This is a genomic window from Rhizobium sp. CIAT894 (assembly GCF_000172795.2).
GTDB lineage: Bacteria > Pseudomonadota > Alphaproteobacteria > Rhizobiales > Rhizobiaceae > Rhizobium.
This window is the reverse complement of record NZ_CP020947.1, coordinates 190,809-207,179: the sequence shown is the minus strand read 5'-3', so window position 1 is coordinate 207,179 and position 16,371 is coordinate 190,809. Positions and strand designations below refer to the sequence as shown.

Sequence of the window (16,371 nt, the reverse complement as noted above, 5' to 3'; positions counted from 1 at the left end):
TGACATGAGCGATGCTGCGATGAAACTGGTGGTGGTTGGCGCAGCCGGGCGCATGGGTCAGACGCTGATCCGGCTCATTCATTCCATGGAAGGCGTGACGCTGCATGCCGCGGTCGAGCGCGCCGGCTCGCCCTTCATCGGCAAGGATGCCGGCGAGATTGCCGGCCTCGGGCCGACCGGTGTCATTATCGGCGACGATCCGCTCCAGGCCTTCCTGCATGCCGAAGGCGTGCTCGACTTCACCTCGCCAGGTGCAACCGTGGAATTTTCCGGCCTCGCCGCGCAAGCCCGCATCGTCCATGTCGTCGGCACGACCGGCTGCTCGGTCGACGACGATACGAAAATCGCCGCCGCGGCCCGCCATGCCCGCATCGTCAAATCGGGCAATATGAGCCTCGGGGTCAACCTGCTCGCCGTGTTGACCGAGCAGGCGGCGCAGGCGCTCGATCCTGTTGATTGGGATATCGAGGTCCTGGAAATGCACCACAAGCACAAAGTCGACGCCCCTTCCGGCACCGCGCTTCTGCTCGGCGAAGCGGCGGCCAAGGGCCGCAATATCTCTCTTGCCTCGAAATCAGTCCGGGTGCGCGACGGCCATACCGGCGGCCGCGAGGCCGGCACGATCGGTTTTGCGACGCTGCGCGGCGGCTCCGTCATCGGCGAACATTCGGTGCTTTTTGCCGGCGAAGGCGAAATCGTCACCCTGTCGCACAGCGCAGCAGACCGCTCGATCTTCGCGCGCGGCGCCATCAAGGCGGCGCTTTGGGCGCGCGACAAGAAGCCGGGTCTCTATTCCATGCTCGACGTGCTCGGGCTTTCTTCCCAATAACGACATATCGGAGGCATATTCATGAGCGGTACCCTCGTCCTCGTTCGCCACGGCCAGAGCGACTGGAACCTGAAGAATCTCTTCACCGGCTGGAAGGACCCGGATCTGACCGAGCTCGGTATCCAGGAAGCCAATGCCGGCGGCACCGCACTTGCCGAATACGGAATCAAATTCGACGTCGCCTATACCTCGGCGCTGGTGCGCGCGCAGCACACGCTGAAGCTCATCCTCGACAAGGTCGGCCAGCCCGATCTGCCGACGATCCGCGACCAGGCGCTGAACGAGCGCGACTATGGCGATCTCTCCGGCCTCAACAAGGACGATGCGCGCGCCAAATGGGGCGAGGAGCAGGTGCATATCTGGCGCCGCTCCTACGACGTGCCGCCTCCGGGTGGCGAAAGCCTGCGCGACACCGGCGCCCGCGTCTGGCCCTACTACCTCACCGAAATCCTGCCGCGCGTGCTGCGCGGCGAGAAGGTGCTGGTCGCAGCACATGGCAATTCGCTGCGTTCGCTGGTCATGGTGCTCGACAAGCTGACCAAGGAAGGCGTGCTCGCCCTCAACCTCGCGACCGGCGTCCCGATGGTTTACAAACTGAAGGCCGATTCCACCGTGGCTTCCAAGGAAGTGCTTGGCGACATGTCCGGCGCACATTGAATCCATTGGCCTTCCCTGTCCCGACGGGGAAGGCTGTTCTCAAAGCGCGTCGCGTCAAACTTGATTTATGCGACGCGCTTTAGCTCTTTGTTTTACGCATGTTTGCGGCAAAAGCGCTTCGCGCTTTGCCTGGCAAAACCGCTGCACACTTTTGCGCGACATGCTTTAATTCTCGATGGTGAACTGCACCCGGTCGGCTGCGAAGCGGCTGATCGAATACTGCACCGGCACCCCGTCAAGATCGGTGTTCATCGCCTTGGCGATCAGCAGGATCGCACCGGGGGTGAGCTCCAGGTCGGCCAGGTCTGATGTGTTCGCATGGGCCGCCGTCACTTCTGTCGTCGCCCTGACATAGTCCGGCAGGCCAAGGTCGGCAAAGGCCTTGGTGATCGATTCGTGCTTGCGATAGGCCTCGCCGATGCCGGCGAAGCGTGCTGCGGGAAACCAGCTCGTCGCCTTTGAAACCGGCCGCCTGTCTGCCTGGCGCAATGTTTCCAGCCGGATCACCTGTTCTCCCTGCTTCAAGCCCAGCCAGCGGGCAACCTTGGCGCTTGCTTCCTCCTTCGCCTCATCGAGCAGAAGGCTGCGCATCTCGCGCGCCTGGTCGCCGATGCCTGAAGTGAAGCGCGTGCGCCGGGTGATCGGGAAATTCAGCCGCTCCTTGCGCTCGATCAGCGTGCCGCGACCTTGTACCGCACGGACAATTCCCTCCTGCGCCAAGGCTGCCAGGGCGCTGCGCACCGTATGCCGGTTGACACCCAACTGCAGCGCCAGAACGGTTTCCGGCGGCACCATTCCGGTCTCGTCATAGGCGCCGTTGCCGATCGCCTCGCGAATCCGATCGGCGATCTGGCGCCAGAGCGCCACGCCGGTCTGTCTTTGCACCTGCTTCAATCCCGCCATGCCATCCCTACCCGTCTTTTCACGCCCACGACGTCATACGCTTGTCACGACATCGATTTAAGCGTAGGTGTATCTTGTATGATTGTCTATATCAATAGACATTTTGAGGGAAGCGGCGATGATATCAGCGGACAGCAAAGACGCTGCGTCACAGACGGCATCCGGGCGCAAACGCGCCGCCGATCTGCTGGCGCGAGCAGAACGCAGCGAACTCCGGGCGGTCTGGGATGCCCTGCCGCAAAAGCCTGCGGCGCATCCGGTGCGCGGACCGGAGACCGGGCTGGTGATGGTGCGCGGCCGCATCGGCGGCGGCGGAGCGCCCTTCAATCTCGGCGAAGTGACGGTGACGCGGGCAACCGTCCGGCTCGGTTCCGGCTCGGTCGGCCATGCGCAGGCGCTCGGCACCGACCGCGAGAAGGCCCGGCTTGCGGCGATCTTCGACGCGCTTTGGCAGGAGGAGGCGACACAGGATTTCGTCGAGCAGGCGCTGCTTTTGCCGATCGCCGGACGGATCGCCGCTACTGAGCGCCGCAAGGCCGACGAGACGGCGGCGACTCGCGTCGATTTCTTCACCATGGTGCGGGGAGACAACTGATGGGTCTCAAGACAGAAGCCCTGACCGGCGGCTTTGCCGAGCCGGTCTTCCATGCACAAAGCGTCTTCAAGATGCTGATGGATGGTATGGCCCGACCCGGGACGATCCAGACGGTTCAGCCCGATGCTGCGCCGCCGACACCGCTCGGCATCGCCGCCGGCGCGATCGCGCTGACGCTTTGCGACCACGACACATCAGTCTGGCTTTCCCAGCGACTGGCGAAATCCGCCGCACCGGAGTGGCTCGGTTTCCACACCGGCGCGCCGTTGACCACCGAAAAAGCCGAAGCACGCTTTGCCTTCACCGAGGCCGGCACCGCGCTTTGCTCCTTCGGGCTTTTTGCGGCGGGCACGCAGGAATATCCCGACCGTTCGACGACCTTGATCATTGAGCTTGCCGAACTGGAGGATGGGCACAGGCTGGCGCTGACGGGTCCCGGCATCCAGACCGTGGCGGAGATCGCGCCTGTCGGCCTGCCGGAGACCTTCCTCAGGCTGTGGACCGAGAACCGCGCGCTCTTTCCGCGCGGCATCGACATCGTGCTGACCTCGGGCAAGCGCTTCGTCTGCCTGCCGCGCACCACCAAGATCACAGCAACGGAGATCTGAGCTCATGTATGTTGCCGTCAAGGGTGGCGAGGCCGCCATCGCCAATGCCCACCGGCTGCTCGCCGACCGACGCCGCGGCGACCGTTCGCTGCCGGCGATCGGCATCGGGCAGATCGTCGAACAACTTGCCCTCGCCGTCGACCGCGTCATGGCCGAGGCCTCGCTTTTCGACCGCACGCTCGCAGCCCTTGCCGTCCGCCAATCGCGCGGCGACATGATCGAGGCGATCTTCCTGCTACGCGCGTATCGCACGACGCTGCCACGCTTCGGTTATTCCAAGCCGCTTGATACGGCTGATATGACGATCGAGCGTCGCATCTCGGCGACTTACAAGGACCTGCCGGGCGGCCAGCTGCTTGGGCCCACCTTCGACTATACGCACCGGCTGCTCGATCCCTCGCTGCTCGAGGATGAAGCGGTCGAAGCGCCCGCCCAGCGTCCGGCCGAGACCGGCCGTGTCATGCGCGTCTCCGAGATCCTCGGCGAGGAGGGGCTGATCGAGGCCGATGGCGACATGCCTGAGGATCACGAGATCGGCGACCTTACCCGCGAGCCGATGGAATTCCCGATGACCCGCGATCTGCGCCTGCAGGCGCTTGCCCGCGGCGACGAAGGTTTCCTGCTGGCGCTCGGTTATTCCACCCAGCGCGGTTACGGCCGCAATCATCCCTTCACCGGCGAAATCCGCATCGGCGAGGTCGAGGTGGAATTCGACGTGCCGGAGCTCGGCTTTGCCGTCTCGCTCGGCGTCATCCGGGTCACCGAATGCCAGATGGTCAATCAGTTCAAGGGGTCGGCCAAGGCGCCGCCGCAATTCACCCGCGGCTACGGCCTGGTATTCGGCCAGAGCGAGCGCAAGGCGATGGCGATGTCGCTGGTCGATCGCGCGCTTCGCGCCGAAGAGCTCGGCGAGGATATCACCGCGCCGGCGCAGGACGAGGAATTCGTCATCTCGCACTCCGACAATGTCCAGGCGACCGGCTTCGTCGAACACCTGAAACTTCCGCATTATGTGGACTTCCAGGCCGAACTCGATCTCGTCCGCCGCATGCGCCGCGAATTCGAAGCCGCCCGCAATGCCGGCGAAGACATGAAGGAAGCCGCCGAATGAGCGATCTCGCCAGCTACAACTTCGCCTATCTCGACGAACAGACCAAGCGGATGATCCGCCGCGCCATCCTGAAGGCGATCGCCGTTCCGGGCTACCAGGTGCCCTTCGCCAGCAGAGAAATGCCGATGCCTTACGGCTGGGGCACCGGCGGCGTGCAGGTGACGGCCTCGATCATCGGGCCTGGCGACGTGCTGAAGGTCATCGATCAGGGCGCCGACGACACGACCAATGCCGTTTCGATCCGCGCCTTCTTCCAGAAGGTCGCCAATGTCGCGGTGACGACGCGCACCGGCGATGCGACGATCATCCAGACGCGCCATCGCATCCCGGAAGAGAAGCTCGGGCCCGGCCAGGTGCTCGTCTACCAGGTGCCGATCCCCGAGCCGCTACGCTTCCTCGAACCGCGCGAGACCGAAACGCGCAAGATGCATGCGCTCGAGGAATACGGTCTCATGCATGTGAAACTCTACGAGGATATCGCCCGCAACGGCCGCATCGCCACGACCTATGCCTATCCGGTCAAAGTGCACGGGCGCTATGTCATGGATCCTTCGCCAACGCCGAAATTCGATAATCCGAAGATGCACAGGTCGGAAGCGCTGCAGCTTTTCGGCGCCGGTCGCGAAAAGCGCATCTATGCCGTGCCGCCCTATACCGACGTCGTCAGCCTGGATTTTGAGGACCATCCCTTCGAGATCCAGCGCTTCGACAGGCCTTGCGCGCTCTGCGGCGCTGGTGATGTCTACCTCGATGAGGTCATCCTCGACGACAAGGGCGGGCGCATGTTCGTCTGCTCCGACACCGATCATTGCGAAGATCGCCGCGCACACGGACATGCCGGCGAGATGCTGGCCCGGGAGGCTGCAGAATGACCGACATACCGCTTCTCAAAGTCCATGACCTCTCGAAGTTCTACGGCAATCGCATCGGCTGCCGGAACGTCTCCTTCGAGCTTTGGCCCGGTGAAGTTCTCGCCATCGTCGGCGAATCCGGGTCGGGCAAGACGACGCTGCTCAACTGCATTTCCACCCGGCTGATGCCGACGACCGGCAGTGTCGAATACCACATGCGCGACGGCAGCTACCGCGACCTCTACCATATGAACGAGGCCGAACGCCGCTTCCTGATGCGGACCGACTGGGGCTTCGTGCACCAGAATCCGGCCGACGGCCTGCGCATGGCGGTCTCGGCCGGCGCCAATGTCGGCGAGCGGCTGATGGCGATCGGTGACCGGCATTACGGCAATATCCGCTCCACCGCCATCGACTGGCTGGAACGCGTCGAGATCGATGCCGACCGCATCGACGACCAGCCGCGCGCCTTTTCCGGCGGCATGCGCCAGCGATTGCAGATCGCCCGCAATCTCGTCACCGGCCCGCGCCTGGTCTTCATGGACGAACCGACAGGCGGCCTCGACGTTTCGGTGCAGGCCCGCCTGCTCGATCTCGTGCGCGGCCTCGTCAACGATCTCGGCCTCTCGGCCATCATCGTCACCCACGATCTTGCCGTCGCCCGCCTGCTCTCCCACCGGATGATGGTGATGAAGGACGGCTATGTCATCGAACACGGGCTGACCGACCGGGTGCTCGACGATCCCAGAGAACCCTACACGCAGTTGCTCGTCTCCTCGATCCTCCAGGTCTGAGCTAGAGCGGTTCCGCTTTTCACGGAAGCGCAGAACCGCTCTAACCTTTTGTATTTACGCAATTCCGGACGGAAAACCGCTTGGCACTTTTCCTGGAATTGCTCTAGAAACCAGGAAAGAAGACATCATGCCAACGCCCCTCGTCGTTTCCGAAGTCTCGAAGAGCTTCACCATGCACCTGCGCGACGGCATCAGATTGCCCGTCGTCTCCGACGTCGCTTTTTCGGTCGCAGCAGGCGAATGCGTCGTGCTCGGCGGCCCCTCGGGCATCGGCAAGAGTTCGCTGCTCAAAATGATCTACGGCAATTATGCCGTCGACAGCGGCCAGATCCTGATCCGCCACGACGGGCGCATCGTCGATCTGGCCTCCGCCGATCCGCGCACCGTGCTCAATGTGCGGCGCCATACGCTCGGCTATGTCAGTCAGTTCCTGCGCACCGTGCCGCGCGTGGCGGCGATCGACGTGGTTGCCGAACCGCTCACGGCGCGCGGCGAGGAAGCCGTCAAGGCACGGGAAAAGGCGGGTGCCCTGCTCGCCAAGCTCAACCTGCCGGAGACGCTCTGGCAGCTTCCGCCTGCCACCTTTTCCGGTGGCGAGCAGCAACGCGTCAATATCGCGCGCGGCTTTATCACCGAACATAGGATCCTGCTTCTCGACGAACCCACAGCTTCGCTCGATGCAAAAAACCGCGCCGTGGTCGTCGGCATGATCGCGGAAAAGAAGAAGGCGGGTGTGGCTCTCCTCGGCATTTTCCATGATGAGGAAGTGCGGGAAGCCGTTGCCGATCGCATCCTCGATGTCCAGCAGTTCTCGCCTGGAAAGATCGCCGCATGAGCCGCAAGCTGGGCACCGAGCCCTCTATCCACGAAACGGCTGACGTCAGCGACTCTACCTTCGGGCGTTATACAGAGGTCTCCGAGCGCTGCCGCATCAGCGAGGCCGAGTTCGGCGACTATTCCTACATTATGCAGGACGGCGCCGTCTGGTGCGCGACCATCGGCAAGTTCGTCAATATCGCCGCCGCTGTACGCATCAACGCCACCAACCATCCGACCTGGCGGGCGACACTGCATCATTTCACCTATCGCGCCGCCAATTACTGGCCGGACGCGGACATGGACACGGATTTCTTCGCCTGGCGGCGGGCCAACCGCGTGACGATCGGCCACGACGTCTGGATCGGCCATGGGGCGACCATCCTGCCCGGCGTCAGCGTCGGCAACGGCGCCGTCATCGGCGCCGGCGCGGTCGTATCAAAGGACGTCGCACCCTATACGATCGTCGGCGGCGTGCCGGCCAAGCTGATCCGCGAGCGCTTTCCGAAAGCGGTCGGCGAGCGGATGGACAGGCTTGCCTGGTGGGACTGGGAGCATGATCGTCTGCGCCTGGCGCTTCAGGATTTCCGCAACCTGAGCGCGGAAGATTTTCTGGCGCGCTACGACGGTTAAACCCCAGATATAGGCGCGGGGAAATGTGACACGACTTACATAAATGTGACATTCGAGGTTCATCAAGCGGGACTAATGCGGTGCTGACCAAGGCCTGAAGTGCAAGGGACCAGCATGATGTTCGAGCTGAAAGATGTCACACGTCGTTTCGGAAACAAGCTCGCCGTCGATACCGTCACGCTCGATATCCCCCAGGGCCAGATGGTCGGCATCATCGGCCGCTCCGGCGCCGGCAAGTCGACGCTGCTGCGCATGATCAACCGCCTGCAGGAACCGAGTTCCGGTTCCATTCATTTCGCCGGCGTCGAAGTCTCCAGGCTTCGCGGCCGGGCGTTGCGCAACTGGCAGCGCGACTGCGCGATGATCTTCCAGCAGTTCAACCTGGTGCCGCGCCTCGACGTGTTGACCAATGTCATGCTCGGCCGCCTCAATCACCGCTCGACGCTGATGAGCCTGCTCAACATCTTCACCCGCGAGGAGCGCGTGCATGCCATCGCAGCCCTGGAGCGCCTCGGCATCGAGCAGACGGCGCTGCAGCCGGCCGGCACGCTTTCCGGTGGCCAGCAGCAGCGCGTGGCGATCGCCCGCGCCCTGATGCAGAAGCCGAAGATGGTGCTAGCCGACGAGCCGATCGCCTCGCTCGATCCGTTGAACGCCAAGATCGTCATGGATGCGCTGCGCGATATCAACGAACGCGAGGGCATCACCGTCATCACCAACCTCCACACGCTCGATACTGCCCGCAACTATTGTGAGCGCATCGTCGGCATGGCCCGTGGCCGCGTCGTCTTCGACGGCAAGCCGTCGGAGCTGACCGCCGAAGCGGTGAAGGCGATTTACGGGACGGACAAGGATGGCGCCGGCATCGACGAAACGATGACCTCGACCTCCATCACTGTCGCTCCCGAGCGGGCTGACAATCAATCCGCCGGCATCCAACCGCTGGCGCTGGCCGGCCTCTGAGAGGCGGCCGCGATCGAGCGCCCGCGTCAAGGGCACACTTCTTCGTAACGGGAGACCGGGGACACCGGTCAATAGGAGAGACATATGTTGAAAAAAGCACTCTTTGCGGCAACGGCGCTCTTCGCGCTCGCCGGCGGCGCCCATGCTGCAGACCTCAAGGAATTCCGCATCGGCATCCTCGGCGGCGAGAACGAAACCGACCGCCTGCGCAACTATGCCTGCCTTGCCGACCATCTGAAGCAGGAATTCGGCTTCGAGAAGGTCTCGCTGTTCCCGGCCGCCGACTATGACGGCGTTATCCAGGGCCTGCTCGGCGGCACGCTCGACTTCGCCGAACTCGGCGCTTCCGGCTACGCAGCCGTCTACATCAAGGATCCGAAGGCTGTCACGCCGATCCTGACGACGCAGCAGAAGGACGGTTCGACCGGCTACCACTCGATCGGCCTTGCCCTGAAGTCCTCCGGCATCAAGACCATCAAGGACGCCAAGGGCAAGAAGCTCGGCTATGCCGATCCGGATTCCACCTCGGGCTATCTCGTTCCGCTGACGCAGATCCCGAAGGATACGGGCATGCCGAACGACAAGTTCTTCGCTTCCACGCAGTTCAATGGCGGCCATGAGAACAACCTTCTCGCCGCTTACGACGGCAAGGTCGACGTTGCCGTCGACGACTCCTCTGGCATCGGTGATTTCAAGGACGGCTACACCTCCGGCACCTTCCGCAAGGAAGTCGACAAGGGCGCCGTCGATCCGAACAAGCTGGTTGAAGTCTGGCGTTCGCCGCTGATCCCGAACGGCCCGCTCGTCGTTCGCAACGCGCTTGGCGAAGAATGGCAGACGAAGCTCGCAGCCTTCTTCACGGCGTTGCCGGAAAAGGATCACAAGTGCTTCGCAGCCGTCGAAGGCGGTGATTACAAGGGCTATGCCCCCGTCAAGCACGAGTTCTACAACACTGTTGTCGAAGTCCGCAAAGCTGCCATCGGCGGCTGATCGGCCTTTCGAATGCGGGGCGGCCGGAAACGGCCGCCCTTTCTTTGTAACCGGGCGGGCATCCATGACTATTGCCGATACACAGCCGCACATGCAGAGCACCGAGGAGATCGGCACCGCCTGGGGCCGGATGGTCGCCAAGCGCCGCTTCTACACTGTGCTTGGCCTGGTTATCCTCATTGCGGCTTTCGTGAGTTCCGTCCGCTTCGCCGACGAAAGCAATGCCGGCCATTTCTTCGACCGTCTGCCGCATCTCTTCGATTTCCTCAGCTGGCTCATCCCCAAGGATTGGAACGACGTCTGGCGCGCGCTGTTCGACATCGCGAGCGTCAACGACAAAGGCGGCGAGGAATTCAATTTCGATAAGGGCCGCGTCTACGTCTGGGGCGCCTTCTACATTCCCGAATATTTCGAGCTGATGATCGTCACGATCAACGTGGCGCTGATCTCGACGATCGTCGCCTTCGTCTTTGCCGTTCCGTTGAGCTTCTTTGCCGCCCGCAACCTGACGCGTTCATGGCCGCTGCGCGTCTTCACCAAGCGCCTGATGGAATTCCTGCGCGCCTTTCCCGAGATCGTCATCGCCGGCCTGTTTTCGGCGATCCTGTCGATCGGGCCGGTCGCCGCGATCATCGCCATCACCCTGCATACGATCGGCGCGCTCGGCAAACTCTTCTACGAGGTCGCCGAGAATATCGACATGAAGCCGCATGAGGGCATGAAAGCCGTCGGCGCCAACTGGTGGGAGCGGGTGCGTTTCGCCGCCCTGCCGCAGGTGCTGCCGAATTTCACCTCCTATGCGCTGCTGCGGCTCGAGATCAACGTGCGCGCCTCGACGATCATCGGCGCTGTGGGCGGCGGCGGTATCGGCGAGGAGCTGAAGCTTTCGATCTCGCGCGGCTTCGGCGCCAAGACGATGGCGCTCGTTCTGCTGCTGTTCGTGACGATCGTTGCCGTAGACCAGTTCTCCGCATGGCTGCGCCGCCGCCTCGTCGGCGAGCAGGCCTTCCTTCTGCAACATTGAGGCTGCCATGACGGTGATCGACGCAAACCGGATGAACGAGATAGAAGCGCGCTATCCGGACTATTTCCACCGGTCGTTCCGCCAGCGTTTCGGCGGGCTGATGATCCTCATCGCGACGCTGCTCTACAGCCTCTATGCCGTCTGGTTCTTCGATCTGCCGAAGCTCTTTGCCGAAGCGCATTGGGAGCGCGTCGGCATCTATCTCAGCCAATGGGTAAGCTACGACGTTCAGCCGGAATTCCGCATCGAGGACGACGGCTCGATCGAAGTGCGTTACCCGCGCTTCTCGCCGCTCGGCGACAATCCCCATCCCGACTGGCTGGTCAACAACCCCGATGGCAGCATCACCGTTTCGATCAGCGGTACCAGCCGCACGGTCACCGTCTCGAAGAACAAGACAATCGTCACCGCCCATGGTGTCAGCGTGCCGGTCGAGGTTTCGAGCGGTGCGCCGAAGGTGATCGGGCCGGTGCCTGGCTGGATGACGGTTTATGACGACAATGTGCTTGCCGATCTCGGTTTTGCCGGGAATGTCAGCATTTCCGTCGACCGGGTGAAAATCCGCAAGCGTTTCATCGGCTGGGCGAATTTCATCTTCGACACACAATCCTCCTTCTTCGACAAGCCCGCCGGCGAAGTCATTGGCCTCATCATCTCCGGCCCGCGCATTAAGCCCGACCAGTCCAACCTGTCGCTCGCCTTCGACGATATCTGGAACAACAGCGAATGGCAGCACGGCGATGTCTGGACCAAGCTTTTCCAGACGATCGTCATGGCGTTTCTCGGAACTTTGCTCGGCTCGCTCGCCGCCTTTCCGCTCGCCTTCATGGCGGCGCGCAACATCACGCCGAACCGCCTGCTCAATCAGATCCTGAAACGCTTCTTCGATTTCCTGCGCTCGGTCGACATGCTGATCTGGGCGCTGTTCCTGACGCGCGCCTTCGGCCCCGGCCCGCTCGCCGGTTCCGGCGCAATCTTCCTCACCGAGACCGGCACGCTCGGCAAGCTCTATTCCGAGGGCCTCGAGAATATCGACAACAAGCCGCGGGAAGGCATCCAATCGACCGGCGCTCAGACCGTGCTCGTCCATCGTTACGGCATTATGCCGCAGATCGTTCCCGTCATCGTCAGTCAGACCCTCTACCAATGGGAATCGAACGTGCGCGGCGCGACCATCATCGGCGCCGTCGGCGCGGGCGGCATCGGCCTCAAACTCTGGGAGGCGATGCGCACCAACGCCAACTGGGAAAACGTCGCCTATATGGTCATCCTGATCCTGATCGTCGTCTTCCTCTTCGACGCCGCCTCGAACGCGCTGCGCCACCGGCTGATGGGCACGAAGGCGCACTGACCCAACCGGTCCAAAACGGTGGCAGCGCTGCCGTCATCATCATTCTGTCACGGAAATCTTTTAGCCGGGAACCTGCTTGCGGTTCGCCGCCAAATCACTGCACATTGCGCTCCCCCGTTTCGACGATCCCCAGGATAAAAGCCTTGCGCTACGCTCTCTATTTCTCGCCGCCGAAGGATGATCCCCTGACCGGCGCGGCCTCGCTCTGGCTCGGCCGCGATGCCTTTGCCGGCGAAACCTATCCGGCGCCGGAGCATGAGACCCTCGGTGCGGCAGAGCAGTTCGAGCTGACCGCCGACCCGCGCCGCTACGGCTTTCACGCGACGATCAAGGCGCCGTTTTCGCTCGCCGCCTCCGTCACCGAAAAGGATCTCATGACCGTCGTCGAGGAGTTTGCCGCGCGCACGCACGCCTTCGAGATCCCTGAGCTGGTGCTCGGCCAGCTCGGCCGTTTTTTTGCTCTCGTTCCCGGTTCTCTTCATCAACCTCTTCAGGATTTCGCCGCGAAGGTGGTAAAGTCATTCGAACCGTTCCGCGCAGCGCTTTCTCCGGCCGACGTGGCGCGGCGCAACCCGGAGAAGCTCAGCGACAGCCAGCGCTCTAATCTGCAGCGCTGGGGTTATCCTTATGTGATGGAGGATTTCGGCTTCCACATGACGCTCACCGGCCAGGTGCCCGAGACACGCGCCGAGGTGATGAAAGCTATCCTGACCGAGCGTTTTGCCGATTTCATCGGCCGGCCGCTTGCGATTTCCGGCCTTGCCGTCTTCACCGAGGAGACGCGCGGCGCCCCGTTCAAAGTTCATTCCTGGCTGCCGCTTTCCGGCGCCAAAAGCTGAAAGACCTGACGAGATGAGCAAAGAGACCGTGTTTTCCAACGCCCGCATCGTTCTCGAGGATGATATCCTCGCAGGCTCGATCCTCATTCGCGACGGAAAGATTGCCGATATCTCCGAGGGCAATTCGGTGGCCGGCGAAGATTTCGAAGGCGACTATATCATTCCCGGCCTCGTCGAACTGCACACCGATCATCTCGAAGGCCATTACCAGCCGCGTCCCGGCATTCGCTGGGACAAGATCGCCGCAGTTCAGGCCCATGACGCCCAGATCGTCACCTCGGGCATCACCACGGTATTCGACTGCCTGCGCATGGGCGCGGACGAGGACGGCGGCTTCGAGCATGGCGAGATGCGCGACATGGCCGACGCAATCCAATCGGCCGAGAAGGAAGGCCGGCTGCGCGCCGAGCACCTGCTGCATCTGCGCTGCGAGGTCTCGGCCGACAATGTGCTCGAACATTTCGCCGATTTCGAACACGACCGGCATGTCCGGCTCGTCTCGCTGATGGATCATGCGCCCGGCCAGCGGCAGTTCCAGACGATGGATCAATATATCTTCTACTACCAGAAGAAGCGGGGCCTGAGCGACGAGGTCTTCGCCCGTTTCGTCGCCAAGCGCCAGGCGGAATCGGCGCGCAATTCGACGCCGCATCGCAACGCTATCGCCAAGGTCTGCGCCGAGCGCGGCATTACCGTGGCAAGCCATGACGACGCGACGCTCTCCCATGTCGACGAGGCGATCGACAACGGCGTGCGGCTTGCCGAATTCCCGACCAGCTTCGATGCCGCCCGCGCCTCGCACGAACATGGCATGAGCGTGCTGATGGGCGCGCCGAACATCGTGCGCGGCAAGTCCCATTCCGGCAATATCGCCGCCCGCGACCTCGCCGAGATGGGCGTGCTCGACGTGCTGTCCTCCGATTACGTGCCGCTCAGCCTGCTGCATGCGCCCTTCATCCTTGCCGACGAGGTCGAGAGCATTACCCTGCCGAAGGCGATCGCCATGGTGACGTCGACGCCCGCCCGCACCGTCAGCCTCGACGATCGCGGCCGGATCGCCACCGGGCTGCGCGCCGATCTCGTCCGCGTCCACCGTTCGCATGGCGTGCCGGTGACACGCTCCGTCTGGCGCCAGGGACGCCGTGTCGCATGACGCATGAACCTCACCCGGGAGCCGGCGCCGAGCGCGGAATCATGGTCGTCGTCGTCGGACCGAGCGGCGCCGGCAAGGACACGCTGATGAACCTCGCGGCCAAGCGTTTTTCCGGACGTGACAATGTGCATTTCATCCGCCGCGTCATTACCCGCCACCGCGATGCCGGTGGCGAAAATCATCTTTCGGTCTCGCTCCAAGGTTTTGCGGCCATGGAGCAGTCCGGCTCCTTCGCTGTCTGGTGGGAAGCGCACGGCTTGAAATACGGCATTCCGGCCGAAGTCTCCGTCGCCCTTTCCAAGGGTCATGTCGTCGTCGCCAATGGCTCGCGCTCCGCCCTTCACCGCTTCCAGGCCGCCTTCCCGCGGCTGAAAGTCATCAACGTCACCGCTCGCCCCGAAGTGCTGGCCGGCCGGCTGGAAGCGCGCGGACGTGAAACGCATGAGGACATCATGGCACGGCTTGCCCGCGGCCCGCTGACGGTGCGCGGCGACTACGACGTGACGGAACTCGACAATAGCGGGTCGCTCGAAGAGGCCGAGCAGAAGATGATCGCGATCCTCGACGGGCTGCTCGCCCAGGTGCACTGACGACAATCGCGAGGAAGGGCATGCGCGCCGTCAAAGTGGTCGACTACAACCCGTCCTGGCCGCGGCTCTTTGCCGAAATCAGCGCCGAGATCTCCATCCTGCTCGGCAATCTCGTGCTTTCCATCGACCATATCGGCAGTACATCGGTGCCCGGCCTGGCCGCCAAGCCGAAGATCGACCTCGATATCGTCACGATCTCCGACGACGTTCTGCCGACGGCGATCGATGCGATGCGCGCTGCCGGTTTCGTCTTCCACGGCGATCGGGGAGAGAAACGCTGGGCCTTCACCCGGGATCACCAGGGTTACGGATTCAAGCTCTATCTCTGCGGACCCGACAATCGCGCGCACCGCGAGCGCATCCTGTTCCGCGACTATCTCCGGGATCACCCGGAAAGAGCCCGGGACTATGCCGAGCTGAAACGCTGCCTGGCTGTGGAGGCAGGCGGCGATTTTGATTTCTACACCAACGGAAAGACCGGGTTCGTCAGCGAGACCGTGCGATTGGCCATATCCGGGGCGTGAGCGGCTGCGCGCCCTTTTCAAACCGGGAAAGCGTGTCCAACCCTCTGCTATCGCCCCGGCTTGCTGGTTTCATCTGAGGAATGACCACCAATAGTTTCAGCGATTGACTGTTGCATCCATGCGCGGAACCGCGCCAAGGTCACTTCATTCCAGCGTTCTCGCGATCCGACGAAATAATAGCCGCCGAGCCGAACATCCGTTTCAAGCAATTCGACCAGCCGCCCAGCGCGCAGGTCATCCGCAGCGATCAAACGCGTAGCAAGCGCTATTCCTTGGCCCGCGACCGCCGCGTCGACCGTCAGATTGGCCGACCAGAGGCGTGGACCATTCAAAACGACTTCATGCTCGAAGCCGGCCTTGTGAAACCATTGCCGCCACTGGTCGCGGCTTTCCTCGTGGATCAACGGCTGGCGCACCAGATCGTCGAGGGTGCGTATCGGCGCATTCCTGCTGATCCATTCGGGGCTTGTAACCGGAAACATGCGGGGCCTCTCCAGCAAGATCCAGCGGACATTTCCTCTTGGCTCGTCGGAGTAGCGGATGTCCACATCGGCCTCATAACGCGTGAAATCCGGTTCGAGATCGGTTGCGCGCATCACGAAATCGATTCCGGGCAAGGCAAGCTGGAGCTGATTGAAGCGCGGCGTCAGCCAACGCGTTGCGAGGCCCGGCACGCACCAGATGCGCAAGACGGTGCGGTTGACCGCTGGGCGCAATTCCGCCGTCGACTTGGCAATGAGGTCGAAAGCGGTTCCGACGGTCTCGGCAAAAACCCGGCCTTCCGCCGTCAGCCTGATGCCGCGCGGTCCGGCATCGACAAGCCGCGTGCCAAGCCAGGCTTCGAGGTTGCGGACGTGACGGGATATGACGGTGTGGCTGAGATTGAGATCATCCGCGGCTCTGCGCATCGAGCCCAGCCGGCTGACCGCCTCGAAAGCGCGCACCATGGATAATGGTGGCAAACGTCCGCGTTTCTGAACCCCTTCCGGTTCATCTGCCAGCGATTTCCCTCTGCGCAATCCTGTCCCTCACAAGGAAAGTGGTTCGACCGAACCGAAGTCGGAATGCCGTCTACGCCTCCCATATTACATAGGCTTCGGACCTTCGGTGTAACGAAGAGTGGTGCACGGTGGTGCATAT

Annotated in this window: 19 protein-coding genes; 17 read left to right on the top strand and 2 right to left on the bottom strand. The window is 62.8% G+C overall.

Annotated features, from left to right (window positions below):
• The first annotated feature begins 4 nt into the window (after positions 1–4).
• The gene (dapB, locus tag RHEC894_RS00995; RefSeq protein ID WP_085735600.1) at positions 5–829 is read left to right on the top strand and encodes a 4-hydroxy-tetrahydrodipicolinate reductase; all 825 of its coding nucleotides are present in this window, start codon (positions 5–7) and stop codon (positions 827–829) included.
• Positions 830–850: 21 nt separating this feature from the next.
• The gene (locus tag RHEC894_RS00990; protein ID WP_085735598.1) at positions 851–1,486 is read left to right on the top strand and encodes a 2,3-bisphosphoglycerate-dependent phosphoglycerate mutase; all 636 of its coding nucleotides are present in this window, start codon (positions 851–853) and stop codon (positions 1,484–1,486) included.
• Between the two features lie 165 nt (positions 1,487–1,651).
• Here the strand turns inward: RHEC894_RS00990 and phnF are convergent, their stop codons facing one another.
• The gene (gene phnF, locus RHEC894_RS00985) at positions 1,652–2,389 is read right to left on the bottom strand and encodes a phosphonate metabolism transcriptional regulator PhnF (RefSeq protein ID WP_085735596.1); all 738 of its coding nucleotides are present in this window, start codon (positions 2,387–2,389) and stop codon (positions 1,652–1,654) included.
• A 118-nt stretch (positions 2,390–2,507) separates the two neighbouring features.
• On the opposite strand from phnF, the gene phnG reads away from it, so the two are divergent.
• The 15 genes from phnG to RHEC894_RS00910 all read left to right on the top strand — a co-directional run bounded on the left by phnG (position 2,508) and on the right by RHEC894_RS00910 (position 15,231).
• Positions 2,508–2,984: a phosphonate C-P lyase system protein PhnG gene (phnG, locus tag RHEC894_RS00980; protein ID WP_085735595.1), complete on the top strand. Its 477-nt coding sequence runs from the start codon at positions 2,508–2,510 to the stop codon at positions 2,982–2,984.
• The gene (gene phnH, locus RHEC894_RS00975) at positions 2,984–3,592 is read left to right on the top strand and encodes a phosphonate C-P lyase system protein PhnH (RefSeq protein ID WP_085735593.1); all 609 of its coding nucleotides are present in this window, start codon (positions 2,984–2,986) and stop codon (positions 3,590–3,592) included. The genes phnG and phnH overlap by 1 nt, the downstream gene beginning before the upstream one ends.
• 4 nt (positions 3,593–3,596) lie before the next feature.
• A complete protein-coding gene (locus RHEC894_RS00970; protein ID WP_085735591.1) occupies positions 3,597–4,703 on the top strand; it encodes a carbon-phosphorus lyase complex subunit PhnI in 1,107 nt (368 codons plus the stop codon).
• Positions 4,700–5,575 carry an alpha-D-ribose 1-methylphosphonate 5-phosphate C-P-lyase PhnJ gene (locus RHEC894_RS00965; RefSeq protein ID WP_085735590.1) on the top strand — a complete coding sequence of 292 codons (876 nt, stop codon included), beginning with the start codon at positions 4,700–4,702 and terminating at the stop codon, positions 5,573–5,575. The genes RHEC894_RS00970 and RHEC894_RS00965 overlap by 4 nt, the downstream gene beginning before the upstream one ends.
• Positions 5,572–6,348 (top strand): phosphonate C-P lyase system protein PhnK, encoded by a 777-nt coding sequence (gene phnK, locus RHEC894_RS00960; protein WP_085735588.1) that lies wholly within the window; start codon positions 5,572–5,574, stop codon positions 6,346–6,348. Before RHEC894_RS00965 ends, phnK begins: the two co-directional genes overlap by 4 nt.
• Positions 6,349–6,475: 127 nt before the next feature.
• A complete protein-coding gene (gene phnL / locus RHEC894_RS00955) occupies positions 6,476–7,183 on the top strand; it encodes a phosphonate C-P lyase system protein PhnL (protein ID WP_085735586.1) in 708 nt (235 codons plus the stop codon).
• Positions 7,180–7,797, top strand: a complete 618-nt coding sequence (locus RHEC894_RS00950) for a DapH/DapD/GlmU-related protein (RefSeq protein WP_010067922.1) — start codon at positions 7,180–7,182, stop codon at positions 7,795–7,797. The genes phnL and RHEC894_RS00950 overlap by 4 nt, the downstream gene beginning before the upstream one ends.
• Before the next feature lie 117 nt (positions 7,798–7,914).
• Complete coding sequence (phnC, locus tag RHEC894_RS00945) at positions 7,915–8,760, top strand: phosphonate ABC transporter ATP-binding protein (RefSeq protein WP_206427910.1); 846 nt, start codon at positions 7,915–7,917, stop codon at positions 8,758–8,760.
• A gap of 84 nt (positions 8,761–8,844) precedes the next feature.
• Entirely contained in the window at positions 8,845–9,750 is a 906-nt protein-coding gene (gene phnD / locus RHEC894_RS00940) for a phosphonate ABC transporter substrate-binding protein (RefSeq protein ID WP_085735584.1), read from the top strand.
• Positions 9,751–9,814: 64 nt separating this feature from the next.
• Positions 9,815–10,774 (top strand): phosphonate ABC transporter, permease protein PhnE, encoded by a 960-nt coding sequence (gene phnE, locus RHEC894_RS00935; RefSeq protein ID WP_085735583.1) that lies wholly within the window; start codon positions 9,815–9,817, stop codon positions 10,772–10,774.
• A 7-nt stretch (positions 10,775–10,781) separates the two neighbouring features.
• A complete protein-coding gene (gene phnE / locus RHEC894_RS00930) occupies positions 10,782–12,125 on the top strand; it encodes a phosphonate ABC transporter, permease protein PhnE (protein ID WP_085735582.1) in 1,344 nt (447 codons plus the stop codon).
• A gap of 143 nt (positions 12,126–12,268) precedes the next feature.
• On the top strand, positions 12,269–12,964 hold the full coding sequence (locus RHEC894_RS00925) for a DUF1045 domain-containing protein (RefSeq protein WP_085735581.1): 696 nt from the start codon (positions 12,269–12,271) through the stop codon (positions 12,962–12,964).
• 13 nt (positions 12,965–12,977) lie between these two features.
• A complete protein-coding gene (locus RHEC894_RS00920) occupies positions 12,978–14,117 on the top strand; it encodes an alpha-D-ribose 1-methylphosphonate 5-triphosphate diphosphatase (protein WP_085735580.1) in 1,140 nt (379 codons plus the stop codon).
• On the top strand, positions 14,114–14,707 hold the full coding sequence (gene phnN / locus RHEC894_RS00915; RefSeq protein ID WP_085735579.1) for a phosphonate metabolism protein/1,5-bisphosphokinase (PRPP-forming) PhnN: 594 nt from the start codon (positions 14,114–14,116) through the stop codon (positions 14,705–14,707). Before RHEC894_RS00920 ends, phnN begins: the two co-directional genes overlap by 4 nt.
• Positions 14,708–14,727: 20 nt before the next feature.
• On the top strand, positions 14,728–15,231 hold the full coding sequence (locus RHEC894_RS00910; RefSeq protein ID WP_085735578.1) for a GrpB family protein: 504 nt from the start codon (positions 14,728–14,730) through the stop codon (positions 15,229–15,231).
• Positions 15,232–15,278: 47 nt separating this feature from the next.
• Here the strand turns inward: RHEC894_RS00910 and RHEC894_RS00905 are convergent, their stop codons facing one another.
• The gene (locus RHEC894_RS00905) at positions 15,279–16,193 is read right to left on the bottom strand and encodes a LysR substrate-binding domain-containing protein (RefSeq protein WP_245339490.1); all 915 of its coding nucleotides are present in this window, start codon (positions 16,191–16,193) and stop codon (positions 15,279–15,281) included.
• Between the last annotated feature and the right edge of the window lie 178 nt (positions 16,194–16,371).

Bases quoted from the DNA above. Each gene is read 5' to 3' on its own strand.
- RHEC894_RS00910 (WP_085735578.1), top strand. From the start codon at position 14,728: ATGCGCGCCGTCAAAGTGGTCGACTACAACCCGTCCTGGCCGCGGCTC.
- phnL (WP_085735586.1), top strand. From the start codon at position 6,476: ATGCCAACGCCCCTCGTCGTTTCCGAAGTCTCGAAGAGCTTCACCATG.
- RHEC894_RS00990 (WP_085735598.1), top strand. From the start codon at position 851: ATGAGCGGTACCCTCGTCCTCGTTCGCCACGGCCAGAGCGACTGGAAC.
- phnG (WP_085735595.1), top strand. From the start codon at position 2,508: ATGATATCAGCGGACAGCAAAGACGCTGCGTCACAGACGGCATCCGGG.
- phnC (WP_206427910.1), top strand. From the start codon at position 7,915: ATGTTCGAGCTGAAAGATGTCACACGTCGTTTCGGAAACAAGCTCGCC.
- RHEC894_RS00950 (WP_010067922.1), top strand. From the start codon at position 7,180: ATGAGCCGCAAGCTGGGCACCGAGCCCTCTATCCACGAAACGGCTGAC.
- phnE (WP_085735582.1), top strand. From the start codon at position 10,782: ATGACGGTGATCGACGCAAACCGGATGAACGAGATAGAAGCGCGCTAT.
- RHEC894_RS00965 (WP_085735590.1), top strand. From the start codon at position 4,700: ATGAGCGATCTCGCCAGCTACAACTTCGCCTATCTCGACGAACAGACC.
- phnK (WP_085735588.1), top strand. From the start codon at position 5,572: ATGACCGACATACCGCTTCTCAAAGTCCATGACCTCTCGAAGTTCTAC.
- RHEC894_RS00920 (WP_085735580.1), top strand. From the start codon at position 12,978: ATGAGCAAAGAGACCGTGTTTTCCAACGCCCGCATCGTTCTCGAGGAT.
- phnN (WP_085735579.1), top strand. From the start codon at position 14,114: ATGACGCATGAACCTCACCCGGGAGCCGGCGCCGAGCGCGGAATCATG.
- phnD (WP_085735584.1), top strand. From the start codon at position 8,845: ATGTTGAAAAAAGCACTCTTTGCGGCAACGGCGCTCTTCGCGCTCGCC.
- RHEC894_RS00970 (WP_085735591.1), top strand. From the start codon at position 3,597: ATGTATGTTGCCGTCAAGGGTGGCGAGGCCGCCATCGCCAATGCCCAC.
- phnH (WP_085735593.1), top strand. From the start codon at position 2,984: ATGGGTCTCAAGACAGAAGCCCTGACCGGCGGCTTTGCCGAGCCGGTC.
- phnE (WP_085735583.1), top strand. From the start codon at position 9,815: ATGACTATTGCCGATACACAGCCGCACATGCAGAGCACCGAGGAGATC.
- dapB (WP_085735600.1), top strand. From the start codon at position 5: ATGAGCGATGCTGCGATGAAACTGGTGGTGGTTGGCGCAGCCGGGCGC.
- phnF (WP_085735596.1), bottom strand. From the start codon at position 2,389: ATGGCGGGATTGAAGCAGGTGCAAAGACAGACCGGCGTGGCGCTCTGG.